The organism is Bradyrhizobium tropiciagri (assembly GCF_018130505.1).
Taxonomy (GTDB): domain Bacteria; phylum Pseudomonadota; class Alphaproteobacteria; order Rhizobiales; family Xanthobacteraceae; genus Bradyrhizobium; species Bradyrhizobium tropiciagri_B.
The window spans coordinates 50,438-74,811 of sequence record NZ_JAFCKH010000008.1; the positions used below are offsets into that span (position 1 = coordinate 50,438).

26 protein-coding genes are annotated in these 24,374 nt (G+C 64.8%); 8 read left to right on the forward strand and 18 right to left on the reverse strand.

Going from position 1 to position 24,374, the window contains the following annotated elements:
- Nucleotides 1-46 precede the first annotated feature (46 nt).
- The 4 genes from JQ633_RS20605 to JQ633_RS20620 form a co-directional block, all read right to left on the reverse strand.
- Nucleotides 47-436, reverse strand: coding sequence for a Zn-ribbon domain-containing OB-fold protein (locus JQ633_RS20605; protein WP_211986924.1), 390 nt, complete (start codon nt 434-436; stop codon nt 47-49).
- The gene (locus JQ633_RS20610; RefSeq protein WP_211986925.1) at nt 436-1,593 is read right to left on the reverse strand and encodes a thiolase domain-containing protein; all 1,158 of its coding nucleotides are present in this window, start codon (nt 1,591-1,593) and stop codon (nt 436-438) included. The genes JQ633_RS20605 and JQ633_RS20610 overlap by 1 nt, the downstream gene beginning before the upstream one ends.
- A gap of 247 nt (nt 1,594-1,840) precedes the next feature.
- Nucleotides 1,841-2,875 carry a DUF3592 domain-containing protein gene (locus tag JQ633_RS20615; protein WP_211986926.1) on the reverse strand — a complete coding sequence of 345 codons (1,035 nt, stop codon included), beginning with the start codon at nt 2,873-2,875 and terminating at the stop codon, nt 1,841-1,843.
- 209 nt (nt 2,876-3,084) lie between these two features.
- Complete coding sequence (locus JQ633_RS20620; protein WP_211986927.1) at nt 3,085-6,579, reverse strand: indolepyruvate ferredoxin oxidoreductase family protein; 3,495 nt, start codon at nt 6,577-6,579, stop codon at nt 3,085-3,087.
- 234 nt (nt 6,580-6,813) lie between these two features.
- Between JQ633_RS20620 and JQ633_RS20625 the strand changes: the two genes are divergently transcribed.
- Nucleotides 6,814-8,034 (forward strand): cytochrome c, encoded by a 1,221-nt coding sequence (locus JQ633_RS20625; RefSeq protein ID WP_211986928.1) that lies wholly within the window; start codon nt 6,814-6,816, stop codon nt 8,032-8,034.
- 4 nt (nt 8,035-8,038) lie between these two features.
- On the opposite strand, the gene JQ633_RS20630 is transcribed toward JQ633_RS20625, so the two are convergent.
- Nucleotides 8,039-8,683, reverse strand: coding sequence for a trimeric intracellular cation channel family protein (locus JQ633_RS20630; RefSeq protein WP_211986929.1), 645 nt, complete (start codon nt 8,681-8,683; stop codon nt 8,039-8,041).
- Nucleotides 8,684-8,829: 146 nt separating this feature from the next.
- Here JQ633_RS20630 and JQ633_RS20635 point away from each other — a divergent pair, with 146 nt between their 5' ends.
- Nucleotides 8,830-9,249 carry a hypothetical protein gene (locus tag JQ633_RS20635; protein ID WP_211986930.1) on the forward strand — a complete coding sequence of 140 codons (420 nt, stop codon included), beginning with the start codon at nt 8,830-8,832 and terminating at the stop codon, nt 9,247-9,249.
- A gap of 88 nt (nt 9,250-9,337) precedes the next feature.
- On the opposite strand, the gene JQ633_RS20640 is transcribed toward JQ633_RS20635, so the two are convergent.
- Genes JQ633_RS20640 through JQ633_RS20650 form a run of 3 tightly spaced genes read right to left on the reverse strand, consistent with a single transcriptional unit; the run spans nt 9,338 to nt 10,897 of the window.
- Complete coding sequence (locus tag JQ633_RS20640) at nt 9,338-10,150, reverse strand: isocitrate lyase/PEP mutase family protein (RefSeq protein ID WP_211986931.1); 813 nt, start codon at nt 10,148-10,150, stop codon at nt 9,338-9,340.
- Between the two features lie 56 nt (nt 10,151-10,206).
- Nucleotides 10,207-10,557 (reverse strand): antibiotic biosynthesis monooxygenase family protein, encoded by a 351-nt coding sequence (locus JQ633_RS20645; RefSeq protein ID WP_211986932.1) that lies wholly within the window; start codon nt 10,555-10,557, stop codon nt 10,207-10,209.
- Nucleotides 10,558-10,588: 31 nt separating this feature from the next.
- Nucleotides 10,589-10,897, reverse strand: a complete 309-nt coding sequence (locus JQ633_RS20650; RefSeq protein WP_211986933.1) for an NIPSNAP family protein — start codon at nt 10,895-10,897, stop codon at nt 10,589-10,591.
- 77 nt (nt 10,898-10,974) lie between these two features.
- Between JQ633_RS20650 and JQ633_RS20655 the strand changes: the two genes are divergently transcribed.
- Nucleotides 10,975-11,670: an ArsR/SmtB family transcription factor gene (locus tag JQ633_RS20655; protein WP_211986934.1), complete on the forward strand. Its 696-nt coding sequence runs from the start codon at nt 10,975-10,977 to the stop codon at nt 11,668-11,670.
- Nucleotides 11,671-11,953: 283 nt separating this feature from the next.
- A complete protein-coding gene (locus JQ633_RS20660; protein WP_211986935.1) occupies nt 11,954-12,220 on the forward strand; it encodes a GCG_CRPN prefix-to-repeats domain-containing protein in 267 nt (88 codons plus the stop codon).
- Nucleotides 12,221-12,355: 135 nt separating this feature from the next.
- Here JQ633_RS20660 and JQ633_RS20665 read toward each other — a convergent pair whose 3' ends face one another.
- On the reverse strand, nt 12,356-12,661 hold the full coding sequence (locus tag JQ633_RS20665; RefSeq protein WP_211987247.1) for a twin-arginine translocation signal domain-containing protein: 306 nt from the start codon (nt 12,659-12,661) through the stop codon (nt 12,356-12,358).
- Between the two features lie 118 nt (nt 12,662-12,779).
- Nucleotides 12,780-13,094 (reverse strand): hypothetical protein, encoded by a 315-nt coding sequence (locus JQ633_RS20670; RefSeq protein WP_211986936.1) that lies wholly within the window; start codon nt 13,092-13,094, stop codon nt 12,780-12,782.
- A 107-nt stretch (nt 13,095-13,201) separates the two neighbouring features.
- On the opposite strand from JQ633_RS20670, the gene JQ633_RS20675 reads away from it, so the two are divergent.
- Nucleotides 13,202-14,446, forward strand: coding sequence for a glycerophosphodiester phosphodiesterase family protein (locus JQ633_RS20675; RefSeq protein WP_211986937.1), 1,245 nt, complete (start codon nt 13,202-13,204; stop codon nt 14,444-14,446).
- A 265-nt stretch (nt 14,447-14,711) separates the two neighbouring features.
- Nucleotides 14,712-15,062, forward strand: a complete 351-nt coding sequence (locus JQ633_RS20680) for a cupin domain-containing protein (RefSeq protein ID WP_211986938.1) — start codon at nt 14,712-14,714, stop codon at nt 15,060-15,062.
- Nucleotides 15,063-15,249: 187 nt separating this feature from the next.
- Here the strand turns inward: JQ633_RS20680 and JQ633_RS20685 are convergent, their stop codons facing one another.
- From JQ633_RS20685 to JQ633_RS20705, 5 genes are all read right to left on the reverse strand, one after another.
- Complete coding sequence (locus JQ633_RS20685; RefSeq protein WP_211986939.1) at nt 15,250-16,101, reverse strand: SGNH/GDSL hydrolase family protein; 852 nt, start codon at nt 16,099-16,101, stop codon at nt 15,250-15,252.
- Between the two features lie 231 nt (nt 16,102-16,332).
- Entirely contained in the window at nt 16,333-16,680 is a 348-nt protein-coding gene (locus tag JQ633_RS20690) for a hypothetical protein (RefSeq protein ID WP_211986940.1), read from the reverse strand.
- A 75-nt stretch (nt 16,681-16,755) separates the two neighbouring features.
- Nucleotides 16,756-17,235: an SRPBCC family protein gene (locus JQ633_RS20695; RefSeq protein ID WP_249159510.1), complete on the reverse strand. Its 480-nt coding sequence runs from the start codon at nt 17,233-17,235 to the stop codon at nt 16,756-16,758.
- A gap of 8 nt (nt 17,236-17,243) precedes the next feature.
- On the reverse strand, nt 17,244-17,618 hold the full coding sequence (locus tag JQ633_RS20700) for an ArsR/SmtB family transcription factor (protein ID WP_211986942.1): 375 nt from the start codon (nt 17,616-17,618) through the stop codon (nt 17,244-17,246).
- A 359-nt stretch (nt 17,619-17,977) separates the two neighbouring features.
- On the reverse strand, nt 17,978-19,510 hold the full coding sequence (locus tag JQ633_RS20705; RefSeq protein ID WP_211986943.1) for an acyl-CoA carboxylase subunit beta: 1,533 nt from the start codon (nt 19,508-19,510) through the stop codon (nt 17,978-17,980).
- A 150-nt stretch (nt 19,511-19,660) separates the two neighbouring features.
- Between JQ633_RS20705 and JQ633_RS20710 the strand changes: the two genes are divergently transcribed.
- Nucleotides 19,661-20,062, forward strand: a complete 402-nt coding sequence (locus tag JQ633_RS20710; protein WP_211986944.1) for a DUF4260 domain-containing protein — start codon at nt 19,661-19,663, stop codon at nt 20,060-20,062.
- Here JQ633_RS20710 and JQ633_RS35535 read toward each other — a convergent pair.
- From JQ633_RS35535 to JQ633_RS20725, 3 genes are all read right to left on the reverse strand, one after another.
- Complete coding sequence (locus tag JQ633_RS35535) at nt 20,055-20,852, reverse strand: PilZ domain-containing protein (RefSeq protein ID WP_211986945.1); 798 nt, start codon at nt 20,850-20,852, stop codon at nt 20,055-20,057. The two genes, JQ633_RS20710 and JQ633_RS35535, sit on opposite strands and share 8 nt — an antisense overlap.
- A gap of 212 nt (nt 20,853-21,064) precedes the next feature.
- On the reverse strand, nt 21,065-21,319 hold the full coding sequence (locus JQ633_RS20720) for a DUF4919 domain-containing protein (protein WP_211986946.1): 255 nt from the start codon (nt 21,317-21,319) through the stop codon (nt 21,065-21,067).
- A 493-nt stretch (nt 21,320-21,812) separates the two neighbouring features.
- On the reverse strand, nt 21,813-22,676 hold the full coding sequence (locus JQ633_RS20725; protein ID WP_211986947.1) for a DMT family transporter: 864 nt from the start codon (nt 22,674-22,676) through the stop codon (nt 21,813-21,815).
- A gap of 105 nt (nt 22,677-22,781) precedes the next feature.
- On the opposite strand from JQ633_RS20725, the gene JQ633_RS20730 reads away from it, so the two are divergent.
- A complete protein-coding gene (locus JQ633_RS20730; RefSeq protein WP_249159511.1) occupies nt 22,782-24,203 on the forward strand; it encodes a PLP-dependent aminotransferase family protein in 1,422 nt (473 codons plus the stop codon).
- Nucleotides 24,204-24,374: the final 171 nt, after the last annotated feature.

Consider the following 24,374-nt stretch of genomic DNA (forward strand, 5'->3'; position numbering starts at 1 on the left):
CGGCAGCTTCGCTGCCACCTTCCCCCACAAGGGGGGAAGGTACTTTCTAGGCCGGCGTGAAGAACGGCAGCGGGGCGCCGTCGGTCGGCTTCCACACCACCTTCACCTTCTGGCCGATCTTCACCTTCTCCAGATCGCAATCGACGATGTTGGTCTGCAGCGACGGACCTTCCTTCAGCGTCACATAGGCGATCGCGTAAGGACCGGTCGGCGACTTCCGCATCAGGCTGTAGGTGTAGACCACAGCTTCGCCGCTCGATTCCTCCCACACCGTCTTGTCGGAAAAGCAGAACGGGCAGATCGCGCGCGGAAAATAGTGCGCCTCGCCGCAGGTGGTGCAGCGCTTGATCATGAACTTGCCCGCCTTGGCCGCTTCCCAGAACGGCGCGGTCTCCGGGTTGGTCACCGGGGCATTGTACTTCTTCGCTTCAGACATCACGCACGCTCCAGAATACAGGTTGAGGCGGCGTGGCGAACGCCGAGCAGGCCGCCGGTGCCGTGGGCGATCGCGAGGTCGCAGTTCTTCACCTGCACCTTGGGATGCGCCTCGCCGCGCAGCTGGCGCACCGCTTCGAGAATCTTGGTCATGCCGCCGCGGTTGACCGGATGGTTGCTGCAGAGGCCGCCGCCATCGGTGTTGAACGGCAGCTTGCCGACGCCCGAGATCAGATTGCCGTCGGCGACGAACTTGCCGCCCTCGCCCTTCTTGCAGAAGCCGAGGTCCTCGAGCTGCATCAGCACGGTGATGGTGAAGCTGTCATAGATCGAGGCGTACTTGATGTCCTTCGGCGTCACGCCCGCTTCCTCGAAGGCACGCGGACCGGACCACACGCCGGCCGAATACGTCAGGTCGAGATCCTTGCCGCCGCGCGGGCCTTTCATCGCCTCGCCATGACCGATCAGCCGCACCAGCGGCTTCTTCAGGCTCTTGGCAATCTCCGGCGTAGTGACGATCATCGCGCCGCCGCCGTCGGTGACGACGCAGCAATCCATCCGATGCAGCGGATCCGAGATCATTGGCGAGTTCAGCACGTCCTCGACGGTGACGACTTCCTTGAGCATCGCATGCGGATTGTACTGCGCGTGGTGCGAGGCGGCGACCTTGATCCAGGCGAGCTGCTCGGAGGTGGTGCCGTAGTCGTGCATATGGCGCATGGCACACATGCCATAGGCATTGTGCGTGGTAGCCCCGTAAGCCAATTCGAAATCAGCCTCGGCGCCGGACGCGCGCGCCGGCATCGGGCCGGTGCGCGGCTTGCCCGCCAGCGTGACCAGCGCGACCGAGCACTTGCCGGCGGCGATCGCCTCGGCGGCGTGGCCGAGATGGATCAGATAGGAACAGCCGCCGGTCTCGGTGGAATCGACGTGGCGCAGCTTCTTGGTGTTGAGGCCGAGGTAATCGACCATCGGCCACAGCCCGCCCGGCGCGTCGCCGGCGCAGAAATAGCCATCGACGTCGTCCTTGGTCAGCCCGGCATCCTCGATCGCGCCCTTGGCGACCTCGGCGTGAAGCTGTGCTGTTGATTTATCGGGTGCGTGCCGGGTGGGATGTTCGTAGATCCCGGCAATGTAGGCCTTGCCCTTGATGGTCAAATCGCTCTCCGCTGGCGTTTCTTCATCTCCAGCGTTTTTCTGAACCGCCCGCGAGACCTTGGCAAGCGCGGAAATATTCCGTCAGGCGAGACCGGGTGACGAGGCAAGAACCGATACGATTATGATCGGAAATCGTATTGGAGCCCGGTTGCATGGAAACGACGAGTGGCCAAGGCGCTGTGGATCACCGTTGCAATCGAAGTGCTCATCGCGGACACGGCGCGAGGCGCGTCTGTATCGACCATGGTTACATTCTGCCAGCTGGCAACGAAACAGCGTTCGGGTTCGCGCGAAAACGCCGCACGGTCAGTCCGGCCAGGATCAGACCAAGGACAAGGAAAACCGCCCCGCCGGTCACGCCGACACGATCCTGAGCGAGGTGCTCGGCCGCGTCGCCCAAGATCAGGGGGCGGGCGTCCGGCCTGCCGTTGAGGTAGCGGATCTTCGTCTGCGTGACGGTCTGGACGTCGTTGCGCGTAATCTGTCGCCAGAACCCCGCGCTGATATGAGTTGGTCCGAACGTCTGCCTTTGACCGGCCTTGTCGGTCCACGCCAACGTGACGAGGTAACTGGGGGCATCTCCGGCCTTGTGCACCTCAGCGACCGCGCGCGTGATATCCGCAGTAGCTTCGTCGCCGTGGTCGAGCATCTCTGCGGCGGCCCGCTGCTCCAGATAGGAGCTGACCAGCATGTAGGCTCCAAACGGAATTAGCATCGCCGTCATCAGCGCCAGATAGACGGGAAATGGGCGTCGTTGCCTTTCCTCAATTTCCGCAGGGCCGAGGCCGTGCCTTCGCGCCGACCATTTTTGCCAGCCAATTACCGCCACCAGCAAGACGGCGAGCAACACCGTCAATTGCTCCATGAAGCCGGACTGCGACCGGATATGCTGTAACCGCTCGCTCGCATCCTCAATGATCACCGGGAGCGACGAATCCTCGTCAATGGCACGAATGGCCACTGGGACAAGCCTGACTTGATTGCCCACCAAAATGCGCGCCGCAAACGCACTGCTCACCCCAATGCCCGCCCGCGTGCGTTCAATCCCATCTTTTCCAGTCCACCGTACTCCGATCGACAAATGTTCGTCGACGTAGCGGGGCCATCCGTGGTCGAACGAAAACGGAAACCGGGATGGCGTTTCGTCCGCCGACGTGATGGTCCCTGTCGTGACATAGCCATCGCGCATGACACGCTCGATGTCCCGCTGATTCCAGTGAAGGCCCAACACCGTCAGCGCCGGCACGATGAAGCCTAGAATCAGAAAGCCACGTAACGTCATGCCGCACCTGCATCCGAAGGTTGCTCCTTGCGCACATCTCTATCCGCCGTGCGACGTTACCGCAAGTTGCTTTGCTTGGCCGACGACAACCTGGTTCCTCGCAAAAATTGTGTTGTGAGAGTGAGACGTGACCCCAGCGTCACGCAACAGCATGCCGCGCGGTAACGGGTCCCGGCTTTCGCCGGGACGACATCGAATTTGCGGCTCCCCTACTCCGCCGCCATCTGCCGCGGCGCCGGCGGCGGGTTGGCGAGGTCGGCGGCGAGTTGCGCGTAGCGAACCTTTGCCTCCGCGATCGCCTTTTCCTTCACCGGACCGTAGCCGCGGATACGATCGGGCAGTGACAGCAGTTCGACCGCGATGTCGTGATTGAGCGGCGACAGCAGGTTCAGCACCGTCGCAACGTCCTTCTCGTAGCCTGCGATCAGATCGCGCTCGACCTTGCGGTCGGCGTGATAGCCGAACACGTCGAGCGGCGTGCCGCGCAGGAAGCGGAACCTTGCCAGCATCTTGAATGCCGACATCATCCACGAGCCGAACGCGCGCTTCTTCGGCCGGCCCTGTGCATCGAGTCCGCCGCCGAGGATCGGCGGCGCGAGATTGAAGTTGAACTTGAACTCGCCCTCGAACTGGTCGCGCAGCTGCTTCTCGAAACGGCCGTCGGTGAACAGCCGCGCCACCTCGTACTCGTCCTTGTAGGCGAGCAGCTTGGCGTAGTTGATCGCGACCGCGCGCGGCAGCGCCTCGCCATAGCCGCCCTTGCCGGCGGCATCGCGGACCTGGTCGGCCAGCTTGCGATAACGTTTTGCGAGACGCGAGCTCTGGTAGTCGGTCAATAGCCCCATGCGATGGGTGATGATCTCGTCGAGCGACATCGCATCCAGCGACTTCGGCGGGGCGACCTCGTCATCCTGCCCCTTCATCATCAAAGCCAGCCGCGCCGGATCGACTGCGGCGAGGCGTCCGAGCCGGAACGCCTCGGTGTTCATCTTGATGGCGACCCCGTTGACCTCGATCGCCTTCTCGATCGCCTCGGCCGACAGCGGCAGCAGGCCGCGCTGGTAGGCAAATCCCATCATCATCATGTTGGTGGCAATGGAGTCGCCAAGCAACGTCTCGGCAGGCTTGGTGAAGTCGAAGAACGCAGAGTCCTTGCGCAGCTCGGTCTCCAGCACGCTGTTGACCTTGCGGCTCTGGAAGTTGAAGTCGCGGTTCAAGATGAAATCCGCGGTCGGGATCACGTGGCTGTTGATGATGCCGACGGTGCGGTTCGCATCACAGAGCGAGATGGTGTCCTTGGAGACCGCCACCACCTCATCGGCCGCCAGCACGAGATCGGCGGTACCGGTCACGATGCGCGAGCAGGTCACGTCGGCGGTGTGCTCGGAGAGCCGGACGTGGCTCAGCACCGCGCCGCCCTTCTGCGCCAGCCCGGACATGTCGAGGATCATCGAGGCCTTGCCCTCGATATGCGCGGCCATGCCGAGCAGCGCGCCGATCGTCAGCACGCCGGTGCCGCCGACGCCGCCGACCGCGATGTTGTAGGGCCGGTCGAGCGCGGGCTTCGAGGCCGGCTCCGGCAAGGCGCCGATATCGCCGAGCTCGGCGGGCGCCCGCTGCCGCAGCTTGCCGCCGTCGACCGTGACGAACGACGGACAGAAGCCCTTTACGCAGGAGTAGTCCTTGTTGCAGGTCGACTGGTTGATGGTGCGCTTGCGCCCAAGCTCGGTCTCCAGCGGCTCGACCGAGATGCAGTTCGACTGCACCGAGCAGTCGCCGCAGCCCTCGCAGACCGCTGGATTGATGATTACGCGGCGCTGCGGATCCTCCATCAGGCCGCGCTTGCGGCGGCGGCGCTTCTCGGCGGCACAGGTCTGCACGAACACGATCGCCGACGTGCCCTTGGTGTCGCGGCACATCTTCTGGACGTTCTCGAGTTCGTCGCGATGGAACAGCTTCACGCCCGGCGCGATGGTGTCGGCCGGATAGGCGTCGGGATTTTCCGAGACCAGGTAGATCTCGCGGATGCCTTCGGCGTGAAGTTGTTGCGTGATCTGCTGCGGCGACAGATCGCCGTCGTGGCGCTGGCCGCCGGTCATCGCGACGGCGTCGTTGTAGAGGATCTTGTAGGTGATGTTGGCCTTGGAGGCGACCGCCTGGCGGATCGCCAGAATGCCGGAATGGAAGTAGGTGCCGTCGCCGAGATTGGCGAAGATGTGGTTCTCGTTGGTGAACGGGGCCACGCCGACCCACGGCACGCCCTCGCCGCCCATATGCGTGAACGTCTCCGTCGAGCGGTTCATCCACAGTGCCATGAAGTGGCAGCCGATGCCGGCCAGCGCGCGGCTGCCTTCCGGCACCTTGGTCGAGGTGTTGTGCGGACAACCCGAGCAGAAATACGGCGTGCGGCTGACCGGAGCCGTCGCCTGCATCTGGCTCGACTGCCGGCCGTTGAACCAGTCGGCCTTGGCGCGCAGCATCTCCGCGATTTCGGGATTGAGATTGAGCCGAAGCAGCCGCTCGGTGAGCGAGCTCGCCAGCGAGGCGACGCTGAGCTCGGCGGCGAAGGTCAGGAAGCGCTTGTCGTGATCGTCCATCTTGCCGACGATGCGCGGGCGCACGTCGTCGCGCCAATTGAACAGCTCCTGCTTGACCTGGTTCTCGACGATCTCGCGGCGCTCCTCCACGATGAAGATCTCCTCGAGACCGACGGCAAAGTTGCGCACGCCTTCCGGCTCCAGCGGCCAGGGCATGCCGATCTTGTAGAGGCGGATGCCGATCTTGGCGGCGATCTCCGGCGTGATGCCGAGTTCGCGCAGCGCCTGGCGGATATCCTCATAGCTCTTGCCGGACGCCATGATGCCGTAGCGCGCGTTCGGCGAATCCATGGTGATGCGGTTGACCTTGTTCGCGCGCGCGAAGGCGATCGCGGCGAAGCCCTTGTAGTCCTGCAATCGCCGGTCCTGCTCGAAGCGGTCGTCGGGCCAGCGGATGTTGAGGCCGCCCGGCGGCAGCTCAAAATCACTCGGAATAATGAACGGCGTCATCTCGTCGGTGAGATCGATCTCGGCCGTGGTCTCGACCGTCTCGGTGATCACCTTCATACCGACCCAGCAGCCCGAATAGCGCGACATCGCGATACCCAAGAGGCCCATCTCGATCATTTCATGGATGCTGGAGGGGTAGAGGTAGGGCATCAGTGCGGAGATGAAGGCGTGGTCGGACTGATGCGGGACGGTGGAGGACTTTGCACCGTGATCGTCACCGGCAAGGCAGAGCACGCCGCCATGCTTGGCGGAGCCGGCGGCATTGCCGTGACGGAACACGTCGCCGCAGCGGTCGACGCCGGGGCCCTTGCCATACCAGATGCCGACCACGCCGTCGTATTTGGCGCCGGGCGACAGGCCGAGCTGCTGCGAGCCCCAGATCGCGGTGGCCGCGAGATCCTCGTTCACACCGGGCTGGAATTTGACGTTGTATTGCTCGAGATGCTTGCGCGCTGCGAACAGCTGCTGGTCATAACCGCCGAGCGGGGAACCGCGATAGCCGGAGACGAAGCCCGCGGTGTTGAGGCCTGCGGCACGGTCGCGCCTGATCTGCGCCATGGGCAGGCGGACCAGCGCCTGAATGCCGGTCAGGAAAACGTGACCGCTGCCCTGGGTGTATTTCTGATCGAGACTGATAGGACCCTGGTTGATACCCATTTAGCCCTCTGTTCGTTGGCCGCGACTAGTCAGTTTTAGCTAGTCATCCGAGCTTGTTAGAACCAGTCTATGTCGGATTTTCCGCCTCGCGCAGCACAATTCTGAGCAATGAAGCCCGGTCCTCGAAAATCGCAACATCGTGCCGGGAATATCGGAGCGCCGTTTCGGTTTCTGTCGCAGGACGGGCCTGCGGCGAAATGGCGTAACGCGTCCTGTGGAGCGGAGGACGGAAGGATGCGGTGTCGAGCGGCCACCGTTGCACTGGCGGCCCTGCTGTCATGCGCCGTATTGGCGCCTCGCGCAGGCGCCGCCGAATCGTCCGAGGACGTGATTGCGCGCGGCAAGGCGCTCACGACCGCGGGAGATTGCGCGAGCTGCCACACCGCCGATCCAGCAAAACCGTTTGCCGGCGGCAAGCGGATCGACACGCCGTTCGGCGCGGTGTTTTCGCCGAACCTGACGCCCGACCGCGATACCGGTATCGGCGGCTGGAGCGACGATGATTTCGTCCGCGCGCTGCGCACCGGCGTCTCGCCGAACGGAACGCATTACTATCCCGCCTTCCCCTACCCCTATTTCACCAAGCTGATCCGCGGCGACATGCTGGCGATCCGCGCCTATCTCGCGACGCTCGCACCGGTCGGCAACAAGGCGCCGCCGCCGCAGCTGCGCTGGCCGCTGAATTATCGCGTGCTGATGCGGGCATGGAACTATCTGTTCTTCACCCCGGGCATCATCCAGCCGGACCAGGGCAAGAGCCCGGAGTGGAATCGCGGCCGCTATCTGGTCGAGGGCCTCGCCCATTGCGGCGCCTGCCATACGCCGAAGAACGGCTTCGGCGCCGACAGGCATGACCAGGCGTTCGGCGGCGGCATGGTCGATGGCATGTTCGCGCCGCGGCTCGATGATGCCGATCGCAGCGGGCTGAAGTCGTGGAGCGTCGACGACATCGTCGAGTATCTGCAGAGCGGTCGCAACGGGCGCAGCCATGCCGGTCCATTGATGTCCGAGGTGGTGGTGAATTCGACGTCGAAGATGAGCGATGCGGATGTGCGTGCCATCGCGGTCTATCTGAAGAGCCTGCAGGCCGGTGCGCCCGAGCCCGTGGTCACCCCGCCCTCAGCTGCACAGATGAGCGATGGCGAGCGGATCTATCGCGGCGCCTGCGTCGCCTGCCACGAACTCGACGGCTCCGGCGCGCCGCGGATCTATCCGCCGCTGCCGGGCAACGCCAACCTGCAATCGGCCAATCCGGCGAGCACGCTGCGCATCATCCTCGACGGCGCCCAGACCGTGACCACGCCGCGGGCGCCGAACGCCGGCTCGATGCCGGCCTATCCGAAGCTGAGCGATCAGGAGATCGCCGATGTCGCGACCTATATCCGAAATTCCTGGGGCAATGCGGCGCCGGCGGTGACCGCCGACGAAGTCGCAAGGGCGCGCCAGATGAAATAGCCGCTCACCGCTCCTCCCCGGTGAACACGAATTTCGGCATCTCCCATTTGTAGCGGATCGCGAGCAGTCGGAACGTCAGGCCGAGCGCGAAGGTCAGCAGCACGGCCCAGAACGTATCGTTCAGTTGCAACTTGAGGGCAGCCGCATAGAACAGCCCGGTGACGACGGAGACGCTGGCGTACAGTTCGCTGCGAAACAGCAGCGGCACGTCGTTGCAGAGGATGTCGCGCAGCACGCCGCCGGCGCAGCCGGTGATCATGCCGGAGACGATCACGATCGCGACGGGAACGCCGAGCTGCCAGGCCACGTCGCAGCCGGCCATGGTGAACACCACGAGCCCGATCGCATCGAGCACGAGAAAGGCGAGATTGAGCCGGACCACCAGCCGCGCCAGCAGGATGGTGACGAAGGCCGCCGCCCCTGCGACGACGAGATAGATCGGATGCGCGACCCAGAGCAGTGGATAATGCCCGAGCAGCACGTCGCGGATGGTGCCGCCGCCGAGCGCGGTGATGGCGCCGAGCATGCAGACGCCGGCCCAATCCATGCTGCGCCTGCCGGCCGCCAGCGCCGCCGTCATCGACTGCGCCGCCACCGCGATGAACGAGAGCACATGCAGCACCGAATCGGTGGGCGGCAGGGTCCACATTGAAAACGGCCTCATGAAACGGGCATGGAACCGGCGAATCGCGGTTCCATCATGAACTGGTTGCAAGCTTGGCGCGGAACATCCTCGCGCGCCAGCCATTGTCCTGCTGCGATTAGCCTTTGGGGTGCTAACGGAGGAACTTTGAAATGGCTATCCAACCTGACGATCCGTATCGCGCCAACCTGACCGATGAGGAGATCCGCCGTCAGGCGCGCTTCAACAGTCTCGACAATGAGTTGCAGCCCGATCCGGAACTCCAGGAGGGTCCGGCCAGCGGAACCAAGGTCGCGATGTTCGCAGTTGCAATCGCGGTGGTCTTGGGCGCGCTGTTCTATGGGCTGAACAACACGTCGGTGAACCAGGCGAGCACGACGCCGTCGAGCCAGACCGCGCAGACGCAGCCGGCCAATCCCGCCGGGGCGCCTCCGGGCATGCGCGACGTGACGCCGAAACCCAACAGCGGGCCGGGCACGACCACTGGCGCCGCGCCGGCGCAGCCCGCTTCACCGCCGGCCGCCAAGGAACCGGCCGCGCCGTCGGATTCGACCGGCGACAAGGCCAAGTAACCCGACCAAGTAGCCTGAACCAAACAAGTCTTCACACGACAATGACGGTGCAGCGGGCCTGAACGGGCCCGCTGCTTTTTTGTGCCGGTTACTTGAACATCTTGTTGAGCTCGCCACCGGAATAGCCGTTGGCAAACTCGGCGAAGGTGCCCTTCTCGGCCATTTCCTTCGCGGCCTTCATGAAGCCGACCCAGGCCATCCGCGCCAGCGATCCGCCGACACTGATCCGCCGCACGCCGAGATCGGCGACCTCCTGCAGCGACAGGCCGGGCCCGCCGATCAGGAGATTGACCGGCTTGGGCACCACCGCCTTCACGACGGCGGCGATGTCTTCCTTGGTCTTGATACCCGGCGAATACAGCACGTCGGCGCCGGCGTCGGAGTAGGCCTGCAGCCGCTCGATCACCAGCTTGATGTCCTGCTTGCCCCACAGATACGCCTCGCAGCGGCCGGTCAGCAGCACGCCGGACTTATCTGCGTCGATGGCCTTGCGCGCCGCCTTGATGCGCTCCACCGCGAGCTTGTGCTCGAACAGCGGATTGGCCGCATCGCCGGTAGAGTCCTCGATCGAGAGCCCGGCGACGCCGGTCTTCACGCCGCGTCCGACATTGATCGCGACCTTGTCAGGCTCGACGGCAAAGCCGCCCTCATAGTCCGCATTGACGGGAATATCGACCGCCGCGCACATCGCCGTCAGATGGTCGCAGACATCGTCGACGGTGACGCGGTTGTCGGCCTTGCCGATGGTCCATGCGAAACCCGCGCTGGTCGAGGCCAGCGCCTTGAAGCCGAGGTGCTGCAGCGCGAGCGCGCTGCCGACATCGAACGGGTTCGGGATGATGAAGCATCCGCTCTCGTGCAGCTTCTTGAAGGTGGCGCGTTTGTCAGCAGTTGGCAGCATCGCTCTCTCCCGGAGTTGGTTGGCGGCGCAGAGATAGGCGCGCGGACCGTCGCGCGCTAGTGTTGCTCATGCACCGCGCGGCTGTCCTTCGGCGCCTCGGCGCGTTCGTTGAGGCCATAGTCCCGCATCACGGTCGCAACCCGCAGGCGGTAGTTCTCGAAGATCTTGGCGCGCCCCTTGGCCTGTGTACGGCGGTGCTCGATGGTGTTGCGCCACGCCTCGACCGCGGCCTCGTCACGGAAGAATGACAGCGACACGAACTTGCCCTTCTCCGTGATGCTCTCGAACCGCTCGACCGAGATGAAGCCGTCGATCTCCTGCAGCACCGGCTTCAATTCCGCAGCGAGATCGAAATAGTGTTGCCGTTCGTCCGGCTTCGGCCAGACTTCGAAGATCACAGCGATCATTGCTTCCTCCGCAGGGGTTGTCGTAGCGCGACTATAGCTCGACCTTGCGCAGAAAGGTGCGTTCCTCCGCCAGGATGAAACGGTTTTCTTCGGCGAAGCTGAAGTTCGCCATGCTCTCGCTGTCCTGGCGCAGCCGCGCCCGATAGGCCTCATAGGCGGCTAGGTTCTCGAACGAGATCAGCGCGAAGGCGATGTTGTTGGTGCCCTCATGCGGCATCCAGTAGCCGAGCAGATCGCCGCCGCAGCGCGGGATGATCGAGAGCCAGTTCTTCGAGTACTGCTCGAACATCGCGCGCTTGAACGGATCGAGCTGGTAGCGGATGAAGACGGTGATGGTCATGCTCTGCTCCTCGCAGTAACGGCACCGCACCACACTAGCCGCTTGCCCGACGTCGATGCTTCGGCTATCGTCGAACAATGAAAGCAGGCCCCGACATCTCCCGCGTCGCCGCCCTGGTCGGCGATCCCGCCCGCTGCAACATGCTGACCGCGCTGATGACCGGCCGCGCGCTGACCGCGAGCGAGCTGGCGCAGGAAGCCGGCATCACGCCGCAGACCGCAAGCTCGCACCTCGCCAAGCTCGAGGCCGGCGGGCTGATCGAACCGGAGAAGCAGGGCCGCCACCGCTACTACCGCCTCACCGATCCCGACGTCGCCGGCGTGCTCGAAGGATTGCAGGGCATCGCCGCCCGCGCCGGCCATATGCGCGTGCGCACCGGCCCGAAGGATCCCGCGCTGCGCCGCGCCCGCATCTGCTACGACCATCTCGCCGGCGATCTCGGCGTGCAGATGCTCGACAGCATGAAGCGGCAGCGGCTGATCCGCCAGACCAAGCAGACGATCGAGCTGACCGGCGACGGCAAGCGCTTCATGGCCGAGGAGCTGCAGATCGACGCCGATGCGCTGACGCATCCGCGCCGTCCCGTCTGCAAGGCCTGCCTCGACTGGAGCGAGCGGCGACACCATCTTGCCGGTACACTCGGCGCTGCGCTGATGGGCCGTTTCACCGAACTGAAATGGGCCGCGCGCGATACGACGCCCGGCAGCCGCGTGGTCAATTTCTCGCGCAACGGCGAGAAGCGATTTGCCGCACTGTTCGGGGCGAACGAATAGCGTCACGCATCATGCTCTGCCTTGTAGCGGGCATCCGCGTCTTCCGATCCTTCGGCGAAATGGACAGCGGGCAAGTTGACGCACGAACGAAATGTGACGAATGGCACCTCTCTTATCTCGTCGCACTGACGCAATATCGTCCCGCCATGTTCATGTCGCATTCAGCCCGGCGCGATAAGGTCGGCGACAGATGGCGCGGCTTCTGCAATGATCCCGCCGGGCGAATCGGTAAGTGAATGTTTGTTGCGGTGCCGCAGCGCGGCCCAAATTCGAGGGAGAAGACATGAAGTATCTTTTTGCAGCGGCCGTTTTGGTCTCGACCGCATTCGCCGGCATGAGTGCAGCGGAAGCGGCGGGCGGCTGCGGCCCCGGCTTCCATCGCGGCCCCTATGGCGGTTGCGTCAGGAACCGTGGCGCCGTTGTCGTCGCGCCCGGCCCCGTCGTCGTCCGGCCGCCGGTCGTCGTGCGGCCCCCGGTCGTGGTGGTGCCGCGCGGTCGCGGCTGCCCCTATGGCTTCGTCTGGCGCTATGGCCGCTGCCGTCCGATCTGATCGCGCAGACAAACTCTGTAAGCATGATCTTTTCGGAAAACCGCTTCGCACTTTTCCGGATCATGCTTGAGCCAAACAAAACCCCGCCTTGCGCGGGGTTTTTCTTTGCGGCGAACGCTGCATGCGAGAGGCGCCTCACCACCAGTGGCGGCGACGCCAGTGCCGGCGCCAATGACGGCGACGCCAACCCCAATGACGGCGATGCCAGTGCCGGTGGCCCCAGCCGCCGTGATGATGATGATGCCAGCGCACTTCTTCCGGCTTGAGGCGCGCGGCCTCCTCGCCCGATGTCACCGCTTGATGCGCATCCGCGCCGGCCGGCGACCTGCCGTCTTGTCTGAGGGGATGCGGCGCAAGCGGCGCGGCCTTGGCCGCTGCTGTAAAGGCCGCGACTCCCGCGGCGGCACCGAATGCGATCTTCAGAAAATCCCGGCGCTCCATCATGTTTCCTCTTGTTTCCTCTTCGACGTTCCACGTGATGCGCGGCAAGTCTCGTCGCGGCGACCTGAACGCCGGCTGAACCGCAACGGTTCCAGCGAGGCCCTGGGTCACACGGACATCACGCCGTCGCCTCCTCCGCCAGCAGCAACAGGTCGCGCGTGCGCGTCACCTCCGGCCAGTCCCGGTTGAAGTCGGCAACCAGCCGTTTGATGTGATCGCCGTTGACCGCGCGCTCCAGCGCGGCCTTGTCGGCGAATTGGTAGGTCGCCTGGTGCAGCGATGGATCGCTGAGGCTCCAGCAACGCCACGCCCGATCCGCACCGAACGATTTCATCGCATCCGGCAGGTGCTCGCGCGAGTACCAGGCATCGAACGCCGGGCGTTTGGCGGCGTCGGTGACGGTGGCGCGAACGACGAAATAGGCTGCTTGCATCGGGTCCTCCGGGTTCTGTTTTGTCATTCGCGCAGAGCGGCTCACGCGACCGTCACATGCTCCATGATATACCGGCTGCAGACAACGACCGATCCGGAGGTTCACCCATGCCTATCCGCCATCGCGCCGCCCTGCTCGCGATCCTCGCGACGGTGACTTCCCTGCCCGCCGCGGCCGAGGACATCGCGCTGCCGCGCGAGGCACAAATCGGGCCGCGGCCGTTCTATCTCGTCGACAAGATGAAGGACGGGCCGCTGAAGCAGCAGCTCAGCCAGTGCACCGGCCCGTTCCACAAATCGAATTTCTCGATCGGCCATCGCGGCGCTGCGCTGCAATTCCCCGAGCACAGCCGGGAATCCTATCTTGCCGCCGCGCGGATGGGCGCCGGCGTGATCGAATGCGATGTCACATTTACAAAAGACCGCCAGCTGGTGTGCCGTCATTCGCAATGCGACCTGCACACCACGACCAACATCCTGACCGTGCCCGACCTTGCCGCAAAGTGCACGCAAGGCTTCAGCCCGGCCGATCCCGCCACCGGCAAGAAGGCCTCGGCGAAGTGCTGCACGTCCGACATCACGCTCGCCGAATTCAAGCGGCTGACCGCGAAGATGGATGGCTTCAATGCGGCGGCGAAGACGCCGGAAGAATTCCAGAACGGTACGCCGCGCTGGCGCACCGACCTCTACGCCACATCGGGCACGCTGATGACCCATGACGAGAGCATCGCGCTGATCAGGAGCCTCGGCGCCAAGTTCACGCCGGAGCTGAAGGCGCCGGAAGTGCCGATGCCGTTCGACGGCGACTACACCCAGGAGGCCTATGCGAGCCAGATGCTCGCCGCCTACAAGAAGGCCGGCATCCCCGCCAGCGACGTGTTCGCGCAAAGCTTTATCCTCAAGGACATCCTGTATTGGGTGAAGACCGAGCCGGACTTTGCAAAGCAGGCGGTCTATCTCGAGGAGCGCTATGAGAAGGAAGGCCTCGACCCGAACAAGCCGGAGACCTGGAAGCCCTCGATGGCGGAGTTGAAGGCCTCGGGCGTCGCGATCCTCGGCCCGCCGATCTACGCGATGCTGACGCTGAACGACAAGGGCGAGATCGTCCCCTCCGCCTACGCCAAGGCCGCGAAGGCCGCCGGCCTCGAGCTGATCGGCTGGTCGCTGGAGCGCGACGGTCCGCTCAACAAAGGCGGCGCGTTCTACCACCAGTCGGTGAAATCAGCGATCGACCGCGATGGCGATACGCTCACCGTGCTCGACGTACTGGCAAAACAAGTCGGCGTCCGCGCGATGTTCTCCGACTGGCCGGCGACCACGACGTTTTACGCGAGCTGCATGGGGATGAAGTAGGTCCCGCGCTCTCTCAACTCGTCGTCCCGGCGAAGGCCGGGACCCATAACCACAGGGTTGCGTTGTTAGAGCAAACTGCGGCCCCAGCATCGCGCTACAAACTCCCATTCGGGGTAATGGGTCCCGGCCTTCGCCGGGACGACGGGGAATAGAGTTCGGATTCACGTTGCAAAGCGCAATGCGGATACGCGTTTCGCATACCGGCGAACCGAGCTAGCATGGCCCTCTCCCGCCCCACGGGAGCAACGACATCAGGGAGGCCGCCATGAAGCAGGGACAACCGATCAAGGACGCCAGCCATCTCTACGAAGTCGAGCGCCGCGCCCAGCACGCCGCCCGCCCCGGCTTCCGCATCCAGGAGCTGCAGCTCTCGCCGACCCAGAAGGTGCCGTGGCACACCCACAGCAACATCTCCGACACCTTCTACGTGCTGGAAGGCCAGATGCGCCTGTTCCTGCAGGAGCCGAAGGAGGAAGTGAATTTGAAGCCCGGCGAGGTCTACGTCGTGCGGCCGACCCGCCCGCACCTCGTCACCAACGCCGGCCCGACGTCGCTGACCTTTTTGATCCTGCAAGGCGTCGGCGAATACGACTTCGTGCCGCTGGCGTCGCACTAGCGGCGGGCATCGCCGTCAATCCAGTCAAGCAGCGATCTCGGTGTCATCACCCGGCTCGACCGGGTGATCCAGTATTCCAGAGGCGGCAGTGCTGGAACCGAGAGGCCGCGGCGTACTGGATCGCCCGGCTAAACCGGGCGATGACGGCGGTAGGTGGGGACGCGGCTTTTGCATTCTCGCGACATGATTACTGCACCGCCGACAAGCCGCATGCCAGGCTGCGGTTGACCGCACCGGCGATCGAGCCCAGCCACGTCCGATAGCCGTCCGGCGACATGTGCACGCCGTCCACGGTCGGCATGGCGCCGGTGAAGGCGACGAACGGCAGCCCCTGCTGGATCGCGATGTCCTCGATCATCCTGTTGATCTCGCCGACCCGCGAGCGGTCGAAATATTGCGAGTTGGCGCCGTCCTCGATCGGCGGGATTCCGGCCAGGATCACCTTCTCGGCCTGCGGCACCAGGATCGCCAGCAGTCCGCGATAGTCGGCCTCGAACTGCGACAGCGACAGCGAGCGCTGCGCATTGTTGGTGCCGAGTGCGACGACGAGGCGCTTCGCCTTCATGTCCGCGAGCAGTCCCTTGGTCCTGACCAGCGTTGCATACAGACCGGGCGTCGTTCCGCCGATCCCCGCATTGACCACGGCCTGCTCGCAAATGGTCGAGGGCAGCAGCGCCGCCTCGGTAATGCTGTCGCCGACGATCACGACCGGCGCGCTCGCCTGATGCAGCTGGCTGTTGATCATGAAGATGCGGGTGTCGACGCGGCTGTTGCCCATGTCGGCCGGCGACAACAAAGCCGATTGCTGAACCAGCCGGTCGAGCTGCTGATCCATCGCGGCGACCATTGACGACTGCCCGAGCAGGCGATCGAGCTTCTGATCGATCGCCGCGAACCGCGCCGAATGCTGCAGCAGGCGATCAGCGAAAGCCTGGAAATGATGATCCAGTTTGGCGTGGGTCCTGCCGACATACAGCAGAATCAGGACGCCGAGGGCGAGCGACGGCAGCGTCAGCAAGGCAACCGTCTTCGCTTTCATTTCCGGTGATTCCGCATTTCAGGAGAGGTGCGGAGCTAGTTAGGCACGGTGAACCGGCTCGGCAAGCGAGGCCGAGGTTTCAAATTGTTTCCGGGAAACATGCGATCGCGCGCGACGGCGGGTGTCGCGTTGCTTCGAGGATGCCCATTTGCGCTACGCGCGTGATGGATGAACGAAGCGGCACGTTTACAATGCGTGGCCTTGTCACGTCAGTTTGATCGAAGCCGCCCGTCACATCAGCTTCAGCGGCGCGTCGTGCACCACGCGAAGCTCGATGCTCCCGATCAGACGCGCGCGCAGCGCCTCGGCCTCGCCGATGGCCGCCTCGGTCTGCCGCAGCGTGCTGACATTTGATCCGAACGACACGATGCCGCCGAGCACCAGCGCGATCGATCCCAACGCAGCCGTCTGACCGGCGCCGAACAGGCCGAGCACCGTGATCAGCAGCAACGCGAAGCCGGTTGCGATCGCGACCTTCGACCCCAGAATGATCCGCCTGCTGCGTTCGGCGCTCTCGGCAAGCTCCTCGATCCGCGCTTCGATCTCTGAGATGTCGTCGGTCGGATCGTCTTCGGTCATCACATTCGAACCTGTAGGGCGGGTTAGGCGTTGCCAACCCACCCTACGCAATGAAAGGCGGCACGCCCAGCCTGATCAGGAATGCATCCGTCCCGACTTGATATATTCAACCATTTGCGTCGCGACCGTGCCCCAGCCGTCATGAAATCCCATTTCCTCGTGCCGCTTGCGCGCTTCGTCGTTGCCGTGAATGGCGATTGCCTTGTAGCGCGTGCCGGTACCGTTCCTGGCGAGTTCAAGAACGGCCGTAAAGAAGGGATTGGGCGAGGGTCGGTAGCCGCCGAGCAGTGTATCGGTGATAATGAGCCGCTCGAACGGGGACACTTCGAGGTAACATTGCGTATTGGGAAACTCATGCCCCTCCGGTGAACGCATGGTGAAGTTGATGGCGCCGCCGGGGCGAAGATCGAGGTCGCAGGCCGTGATGGACCAGGGCCTCGGCGCAAACCAGTGGCGCAGGTGCTCGGCCGTGGTCCAGGCTTTCCAGACGAGTTCGACCGGGACATCGATCTCCCGTTCGAGCACGAGGTCGAGTTTCGGATCGATTTTGATCAAGGATGAGCTCACTTCTTGGTCTCCTGTTTCATCTTCATGAGATAGCTGTCGAGTTGATCGAGGCGGCGCTCCCAAAGGCTGCGCTGCCGCGCGAGCCAGTTCTCCGCCACCTTCAATTGCTCAGGGACGAGTTCGTAGGTTCTGACGCGTCCGGTCTTGTGGGAGCGAACAAGCCCGCTGCGCTCCAGCACCTTGAGGTGCTCCACGAAGGACGGCAGCGCCATATCGTAGGACGCAGCGAGATCACCGACCGAGGCCGCGCGAGCGCTGAGCCGCCCCACGACGTCGCGCCTCGTGGGATCGGAAAGCGCCCGAAACACGCCATCGATGGTCGCGAGCGAGGCTTGGCCGTGCGTCCCGGCACCTCCTGCCTGGGGGGTCATGAATAACTCCCTCCGTCTTGGGGAACGAACGCCGGATGGTGTTGTCCATCGACGCACGCCAGCGCGCCGCTGGTGGCCCGTTCCTATTGCAGGATAATACTTAGGTCAATACCTAAGTATTGCTTTTCACTCGAACGAGTTGGTCCAACGGCTTGAAGGACGCGTTTGGCAGGCGGGAAGCGTTCTGCGGTGGAGAGAAAGTTACTTTGGCCAAAAGGCCGGCCGTTTCGGCCTGCTGCCTTTTGGCCTCATCGCGCCGTCACACTTACAACGGCAGCGGGGCGGGTCAGGCGAAGCCGTAACCCGCCGCCAGAAAGATGATGGGTTAGGGCTTCGCCTGACCCACCCTACGGCACTTCCTATAACGGCAAATTGTCGTGCTTCTTCGCCGGGATCTCGACCTTCTTGTCCTTCAGCATCGCCAGCGCCCGGGCGATCCGCCGCCGCGTCGAATGCGGCATGATGACGTCGTCGATGTAGCCGCGCTCGGCGGCGATGAAGGGGGACAGGAAGCGGTCTTCGTATTCCTTGGTGCGCGCGGCTATCTTGTCGGGGTCGCCGATGTCAGAGCGGAAGATGATCTCCACCGCGCCCTTGGCGCCCATCACGGCGATCTGGGCAGTCGGCCAGGCGTAGTTCATGTCGGCGCCGATTTCCTTCGACGCCATGACGTCGAAGGCGCCGCCATAGGCCTTGCGGGTGATGATGGTGACGAGCGGCACCGTGCACTGCGAATAGGCGAACAAGAGCTTGGCGCCGTGCTTGATCAGGCCGCCATATTCCTGCGCGGTGCCCGGCAGGAAGCCCGGCACGTCGACGAAGGTGACGATCGGGATGTTGAAGGCATCGCAGAAGCGCACGAACCGCGCCGCCTTGCGCGAGGCATCGCTGTCGAGCACGCCGGCCAGCACCATCGGCTGGTTGGCGACGAAGCCGACGGTGCGGCCCGCGATGCGGCCGAAGCCGGTGATGATGTTCTTGGCGAAGGTCTCCGAGATCTCGAAGAAGTCGCCCTCGTCGACGACCTTTAGGATCAGCTCCTTCATGTCGTAGGGCTTGTTCGGATTGTCGGGGATCAGGGTGTCGAGCGAATTGTCGACGCGCTCGATGGAGTCGAAGCTCGGCCACTCAGGCACGCCGTCGGAATTGTTCGACGGCAGGAAGTCGATCAGCCGGCGCATCTGCAGCAGCGCATCGACGTCGTTCTCGAAGGCGCCGTCGGCGATCGAGGAACGCGTCGCGTGCACCGAGGCGCCGCCGAGTTCTTCGGCGGTCACCACCTCGTTGGTGACGGTCTTCACCACGTCGGGGCCGGTGACGAACATGTAGCTGGTGTTCTTCACCATGAAGATGAAGTCGGTCATCGCCGGCGAATAGACGTCGCCGCCGGCGCAGGGGCCCATGATGACGGAGATCTGCGGGATCACGCCCGAGGCGATGACGTTGCGGCGGAACACGTAGGAATAGCCCGCGAGCGCCGCGACGCCCTCCTGGATACGCGCGCCGCCGGCGTCATAGAGGCCGATGATCGGCGCCCTCGCCTTCATCGCCATGTCCTGCAGCTTGGTGATCTTCAGCGCGTGGGTCTCGGACAGCGAGCCGCCGAACACGGTAAAGTCCTTGGCGAAGACGAAAGTCTTGCGGCCGTTGACGGTGCCCCAGCCGGTGACGACGCCGTCGCCGGGGATCTTGCTCTTCTCCATGCCGAATTCGGTCGAGCGGTGCTCGACGAACATGTCGAACTCCTCGAACGAGCCCTTGTCGAGCAAGAGCTCGATCCGCTCGCGGGCGGTCAGCTTGCCGCGGGCGTGCTGCGCCTCGATGCGCTTTTCGCCGCCGCCCAGCTTGGCGCCGGCGCGCCGCTCTTCGAGGGTGTCGAGGATGTCTTTCATTTGTCTCCGCCCGCATTAGCTAACAGTTCGCACCTGCGAACCGGTCTTACTTCACTCGAAAACGCTTAGCACGGCATTTTCCGAACTGGAAACCTGTGCTGTGCGCAGGCTGGGGCGCAAAAACGGTAGGACTTTCTGGGGGATAGGGCGATGACTGAGATGACCGCGGCCGAGACCGGCGCGCCGACGGGGGGCGTGCGCAGCCTGCTCCGGCTGGAGGGGCTGGCGTTGTTCCTCGGCATGACCATGCTCTACGGGATCTGGGACGGCTCCTGGCTGGTCTACGTCGTGCTGTTCCTGGCGCCCGACCTGAGCTTCGCCGCCTATCTCGCCGGCCCGCGGTTCGGCGCCATCGTCTACAACGCCGCTCACGCCTACCTCGCGCCGATGGCATTGATGACGATCGGCTTCGCCAGCGCCGAGCCGCTGGTGCTGTCGATCGCGATGATCTGGCTCGCCCATATCGGGCTCGACCGCGCGCTCGGCTATGGGCTGAAATACGAGAAGGGATTTGGCTACACCCATCTCGGCCGGATCGGGAAGCTCAGCTGAACTGGACGCCGACCCGATCCCTGCGGCGCCAGACCACGCGGCACTGCCGCTCGGTGGATTCCATTTCCAGCACCATGCGAAAGCTGTCGGGGATCGCGGCAGGGTCGCTCACCTCGACGGCGGCGCCGGTCGCCGAGAGATTGCGCACGATGCAGGTCATGCTGCGCCGGGCAAAACTGATCCGCGCGGCACGCGCAACGTTGCGCCGCGCCGCCCTGCGCTTGTCGCCGCCGGCCGAGCCTGACTTCGCCGAGAAGCCGGGGCGGATCGAGCCCTGCAGCTCGACGGTGGCCTGCATGTCGAAATGCTTGACGATGTGCGCCCGGGTCTTTGCCACGGTCAATTGCAGCGACGCGAGGATATGCTCGATCTTGCCGCGGCTGCCGAACGGCAGCAGCAGGCGCTCGCAATCGACGCGCCGGTCGCTGGCGTCGATGGTCGAGAACACCATGTACACCGCGCAGCCGCCGGTGGCGCATGCCTTTGCCGGCTCCAAAGTGATGCGGCGGAGCGACATCGGCACGACCTGCTCCATGGTCTTGCCGGCCCAGCTCGCATTGAAGGCCTCGACGACGTTCTCGCCCTGATACATGGCGCGGAACTTGCGCAGCCGCCCCTCGCCCTCGACGGCCCAGGCCACGAGTTGCCTCGGATCGTGCATCGCAGGATCGGACTTGAATTCGGTGAAGGCCGGAAACGGCCGGCCGGCCGCCAGCTGATCCCAATGCTCCAGCAGGGCGCGCTGGCTTGCCGACCTGACCACGTCGGGCGCGATGAACCTGAAGCTCACTCCCCTCTCCGTGTCGGGCGCGTCGGCGCACATCCTTAAAGAACCACTGCTTAAGGATCGCTGAGCGGATGCCGGCTCAATCCCCGCTCTAACGCACGGCAGGCATCAGACAGCCGCTTGGCAGCGTTAGTCGCTTGTTTACGAATAGGTGGATGAAGGACGATCCGGTTCGACAGGAAGGGATGGCCGGGACAAGCCCCGCCATGACGGCGCTACTGCTTGTTCTGCAGCATGCGCTCCAGCTGTGCCGTCGGGCGGTCGACGTTGAAATAGAGCGTGACCAGTTGATCCGAGTCGCGCTTTTTGGCTTCGATGCGGTCGAACGCTGATCCGCCGTGGTTGACCAGCGCCTGCTTGACCCGGAGCAGCGCCTGCGCACGCAGGATGCTGTATTCCTCGTCGATGCTGATGACCACGAAGGCGGTCTCCGGGCTCTTGCCGTCGCCCGATTTGAGTACGGATTTCATCAGCCCTGCAAAACACCACGAACTCGCGCTGCGCCTCGGCGTCATGGCCGGCCTTTTTTTCGCACAGCGCGGTGATCAAGTGGGCGTCCATTTGGACGAAATTGGCCGCGAACACCTCCTTCGCCTGCGCCGTCGCGGTGGCGCAATCGCCGGCTGCGTAGGCCTTCTTCATCTCGCCGAGCTGCTCCCGTGCAGCACTGTAGGGCGCGTACTTGGCACTGGCGGCGTAGGACATGCGAAACGCCGTGTAGTCGATATCGGCCTTCCCAGCCATCAGCTGCGCGACGAAATCGTCGTAGGTCGGATCGGCGGCGCGGGCGTGTCGCGAGGGCAAGGCCAGCCCGACCGCGAGCCCGATCAGCAGCAAGACAGCGCCTGCCCGCCTCGACATCATGATCACGCATTCCTCCATCAAGTTGCGGTAGATAGTCGCCTGATTCCACCGCTCCCGCAAGGCGCGAGCGAGATCATCCGAACGACCGACGGTAGCAACTTACGCGAAGCGGCGCGCGAACACGACGCAGCCGACGACGAGGCAGGTCGCCGCGACCATCGTCCACGGCACCTGTTCGTGCAGCAGCAGGCCGGCCAGTGCGAGGCCGAAGAACGGCTGCAGCAGCTGCAGCTGCCCGACGCTGGCGATGCCGCCGATCGCCAGCCCGCGATACCAGAACACGAAGCCGACCAGCATGCTGAACACCGAGACATAGGCGAGCCCGAGCCAGGCCGGCGCGCCGACGCTGCTTAAGCCCGGCGGCAGCGTCAGGATCGTCATCAGCAGCACCACCGGCAGCGACAGCACCAGCGCCCAGGAGATCACCTGCCAGCCGCCGAGCCGGCGCGACAAGGTCGCGCCCTCGGCATAGCCGAGACCGCAGACGATGATGGCGGCGACCATCAGGAGATCACCGGTCAGCGAGGCCGAGCCGTCATTCGACAGCGCGAAGGCGCCGACCGTCAGGCTGCCGACGCCGGAGAACAGCCAGAACAGCGGCTTCGGCCGCTCGCCGCCGCGCAGCACGCCGAACACGGCGGTCGCCAGCGGCAAGAGGCCGATGAACACGATCGAATGCGCCGAGTTGATGTGTTGCAGCGCGAGCGCGGTCAGCAGCGGAAAGCCGATCACGACGCCGAGCGCGGTGATCGTCAGCGACACCAGGTCATCGCGCTTCGGCCACGGCTGCCGCAATACGCCGAGCAGCGCCGCGCCGAGCAGCGCCGCGATCAGCGCACGCGCCGAGGTCAGGAACAGCGGCGTGAAGCCGCCGACCGCAACCCGCGTCGCCGGCAGCGAGCCGGAGAAAATGATGACGCCGAGCAGCCCGCTGCCCCAGCCGTCGATCGAAGCCTTGTCCATTTGACCTTACCTTCCGAGACGCAAGCATAGCCGGGGCGGGCTGGCCAAGGCAGCTACAGATCAGTACAATATCGCAAAACTGTATGGGTGAAGGTAGGCATACACATGCAGCAGCAGCTATCCGACGACGGCAAGGCCACGCGGACCGCCGAGGTGATGGGCGCGATCCGCGCCAGGGTGGCGAGCCGTACGCTGGCGGCCGGCGACCGCCTGCCCTCGATCCGCAGCTTTGCGGCCACCATGAGCGTATCGCCCTCCACCGTCGTCGAGGCCTATGACCGGCTGGTGGCCGAGGGGCTGATCCGCGCGCGGCCCGGCTCCGGCTTCTACGTCTCCGCAACCGCGTTGCCGCCGCTGGCGCTGGCAAAGGACCAGCCGCAGCGCGACCGCGCGGTCGATCCGTTCTGGGTGTCGCGGCAATCGCTCGACGCCGACGATGCGGCGCTGAAGCCGGGCTGCGGCTGGCTGCCGGCCGAGTGGATGCCGACCGAGGCGCTGCGCCGGGCGTTTCGTGGCATGGCACGCGCCGAGGATGCGCTGCTCGCGGATTACGGCGCGACGCGCGGTTCGCTGGCGCTGCGCCGCATCCTGATGGCGCGCTTCGCCGATGAGGGACTGGAGGTGCCGCCCGAGCAGCTGCTGCTGACCGCGTCCGGCACGCAGGCGATCGACCTGATCTGCCGCTTCCTGCTGCGGCCCGGCGACGCCGTGCTGGTCGACGATCCCTGCTACTTCAATTTCCGTGCGCTGCTGCGCGCCCATCAGGTGAAGATCGTCAGCGTGCCCTACACCGCCGTGGGGCCGGATGTCGCGCGCTTCGAGGCGGTGCTCGCGGCCGAGCGGCCGCGGCTCTACGTCACCAACTCGGCGCTGCATAATCCGACCGGCGCCACGCTGTCGCCGCAGACCGCGCACCGCGTGCTGAACGCGGCGGCGGCCCATGACCTCACGATCGTCGAGGACGACATCTTCGCCGATTTCGAGCCCGAGCCCTCGGCACGGCTCGCCGCGCTCGACGGGCTCAACCGCGTGATCCGGATCGGAAGCTTCTCCAAGACACTGTCAGCCTCGGTGCGCTGTGGCTTCATCGCCGCGCGCGCCGACTGGATCGACGATCTCGTCGACCTGCAGGTCGCGACCGGTTTTGGTGGCCCGAGCGCGGTCGCCACCGAGATCATTGCCAGCGTGCTGGTCAGCGGCTTCTATCGCAAGCACGTCGAGGAGCTGCGCCGGCGGCTGGTGCGCGCCCGCCGCGACATCGGCGACAAGCTGCAGCGCGTCGGCATCGAGCCGTGGCTGATGCCGCGCGGCGGCTTCTATCTGTGGTGCCGCCTGCCCGAGGCTTGCGACTCCGCCGATGTGGCGCGCGCGGCGCTAGCGGACAACGTCGTGCTGGCGCCGGGCAACGTCTTCAGCGCCTCGCAGACCGCGGCCGCCTACATGCGCTTCAACGTCGCGCAGTGCCGCGACCCGAAGCTGATGCCGGCGCTGCAGCGCGCGATCGGCCGGTTGCCGGCCGTCACGTGATTTCAGATCATGACGACGCTGCGCTCCCTCTCCCCGTTCTTACGGGGAGAGGGTTGGGGTGAGGGGCTCTCTGGCACATACCGTGATAGCTGAGTTTGCGGAGGCTCCCCCTCACCCGGAACGCATCTCACGATGCGTTCCGACCTCTCCCCGCACGCGGGGCGAGGTGAA

Bases quoted from the DNA above. Each gene is read 5' to 3' on its own strand.
- JQ633_RS20725 (WP_211986947.1), bottom strand. From the start codon at position 22,676: ATGGACAAGGCTTCGATCGACGGCTGGGGCAGCGGGCTGCTCGGCGTC.
- JQ633_RS20655 (WP_211986934.1), top strand. From the start codon at position 10,975: ATGAAAGCAGGCCCCGACATCTCCCGCGTCGCCGCCCTGGTCGGCGAT.
- JQ633_RS20620 (WP_211986927.1), bottom strand. From the start codon at position 6,579: ATGGGTATCAACCAGGGTCCTATCAGTCTCGATCAGAAATACACCCAG.
- JQ633_RS20730 (WP_249159511.1), top strand. From the start codon at position 22,782: ATGCAGCAGCAGCTATCCGACGACGGCAAGGCCACGCGGACCGCCGAG.
- JQ633_RS20625 (WP_211986928.1), top strand. From the start codon at position 6,814: ATGCGGTGTCGAGCGGCCACCGTTGCACTGGCGGCCCTGCTGTCATGC.
- JQ633_RS20665 (WP_211987247.1), bottom strand. From the start codon at position 12,661: ATGGAGCGCCGGGATTTTCTGAAGATCGCATTCGGTGCCGCCGCGGGA.
- JQ633_RS20645 (WP_211986932.1), bottom strand. From the start codon at position 10,557: ATGATCGCTGTGATCTTCGAAGTCTGGCCGAAGCCGGACGAACGGCAA.
- JQ633_RS20685 (WP_211986939.1), bottom strand. From the start codon at position 16,101: ATGAAAGCGAAGACGGTTGCCTTGCTGACGCTGCCGTCGCTCGCCCTC.
- JQ633_RS20640 (WP_211986931.1), bottom strand. From the start codon at position 10,150: ATGCTGCCAACTGCTGACAAACGCGCCACCTTCAAGAAGCTGCACGAG.
- JQ633_RS20670 (WP_211986936.1), bottom strand. From the start codon at position 13,094: ATGCAAGCAGCCTATTTCGTCGTTCGCGCCACCGTCACCGACGCCGCC.
- JQ633_RS20710 (WP_211986944.1), top strand. From the start codon at position 19,661: ATGACTGAGATGACCGCGGCCGAGACCGGCGCGCCGACGGGGGGCGTG.
- JQ633_RS20650 (WP_211986933.1), bottom strand. From the start codon at position 10,897: ATGACCATCACCGTCTTCATCCGCTACCAGCTCGATCCGTTCAAGCGC.
- JQ633_RS20635 (WP_211986930.1), top strand. From the start codon at position 8,830: ATGGCTATCCAACCTGACGATCCGTATCGCGCCAACCTGACCGATGAG.
- JQ633_RS20660 (WP_211986935.1), top strand. From the start codon at position 11,954: ATGAAGTATCTTTTTGCAGCGGCCGTTTTGGTCTCGACCGCATTCGCC.
- JQ633_RS20675 (WP_211986937.1), top strand. From the start codon at position 13,202: ATGCCTATCCGCCATCGCGCCGCCCTGCTCGCGATCCTCGCGACGGTG.
- JQ633_RS20615 (WP_211986926.1), bottom strand. From the start codon at position 2,875: ATGACGTTACGTGGCTTTCTGATTCTAGGCTTCATCGTGCCGGCGCTG.
- JQ633_RS20680 (WP_211986938.1), top strand. From the start codon at position 14,712: ATGAAGCAGGGACAACCGATCAAGGACGCCAGCCATCTCTACGAAGTC.
- JQ633_RS20690 (WP_211986940.1), bottom strand. From the start codon at position 16,680: ATGACCGAAGACGATCCGACCGACGACATCTCAGAGATCGAAGCGCGG.
- JQ633_RS20630 (WP_211986929.1), bottom strand. From the start codon at position 8,683: ATGTGGACCCTGCCGCCCACCGATTCGGTGCTGCATGTGCTCTCGTTC.
- JQ633_RS20705 (WP_211986943.1), bottom strand. From the start codon at position 19,510: ATGAAAGACATCCTCGACACCCTCGAAGAGCGGCGCGCCGGCGCCAAG.
- JQ633_RS20605 (WP_211986924.1), bottom strand. From the start codon at position 436: ATGTCTGAAGCGAAGAAGTACAATGCCCCGGTGACCAACCCGGAGACC.
- JQ633_RS20700 (WP_211986942.1), bottom strand. From the start codon at position 17,618: ATGACCCCCCAGGCAGGAGGTGCCGGGACGCACGGCCAAGCCTCGCTC.
- JQ633_RS20720 (WP_211986946.1), bottom strand. From the start codon at position 21,319: ATGAAATCCGTACTCAAATCGGGCGACGGCAAGAGCCCGGAGACCGCC.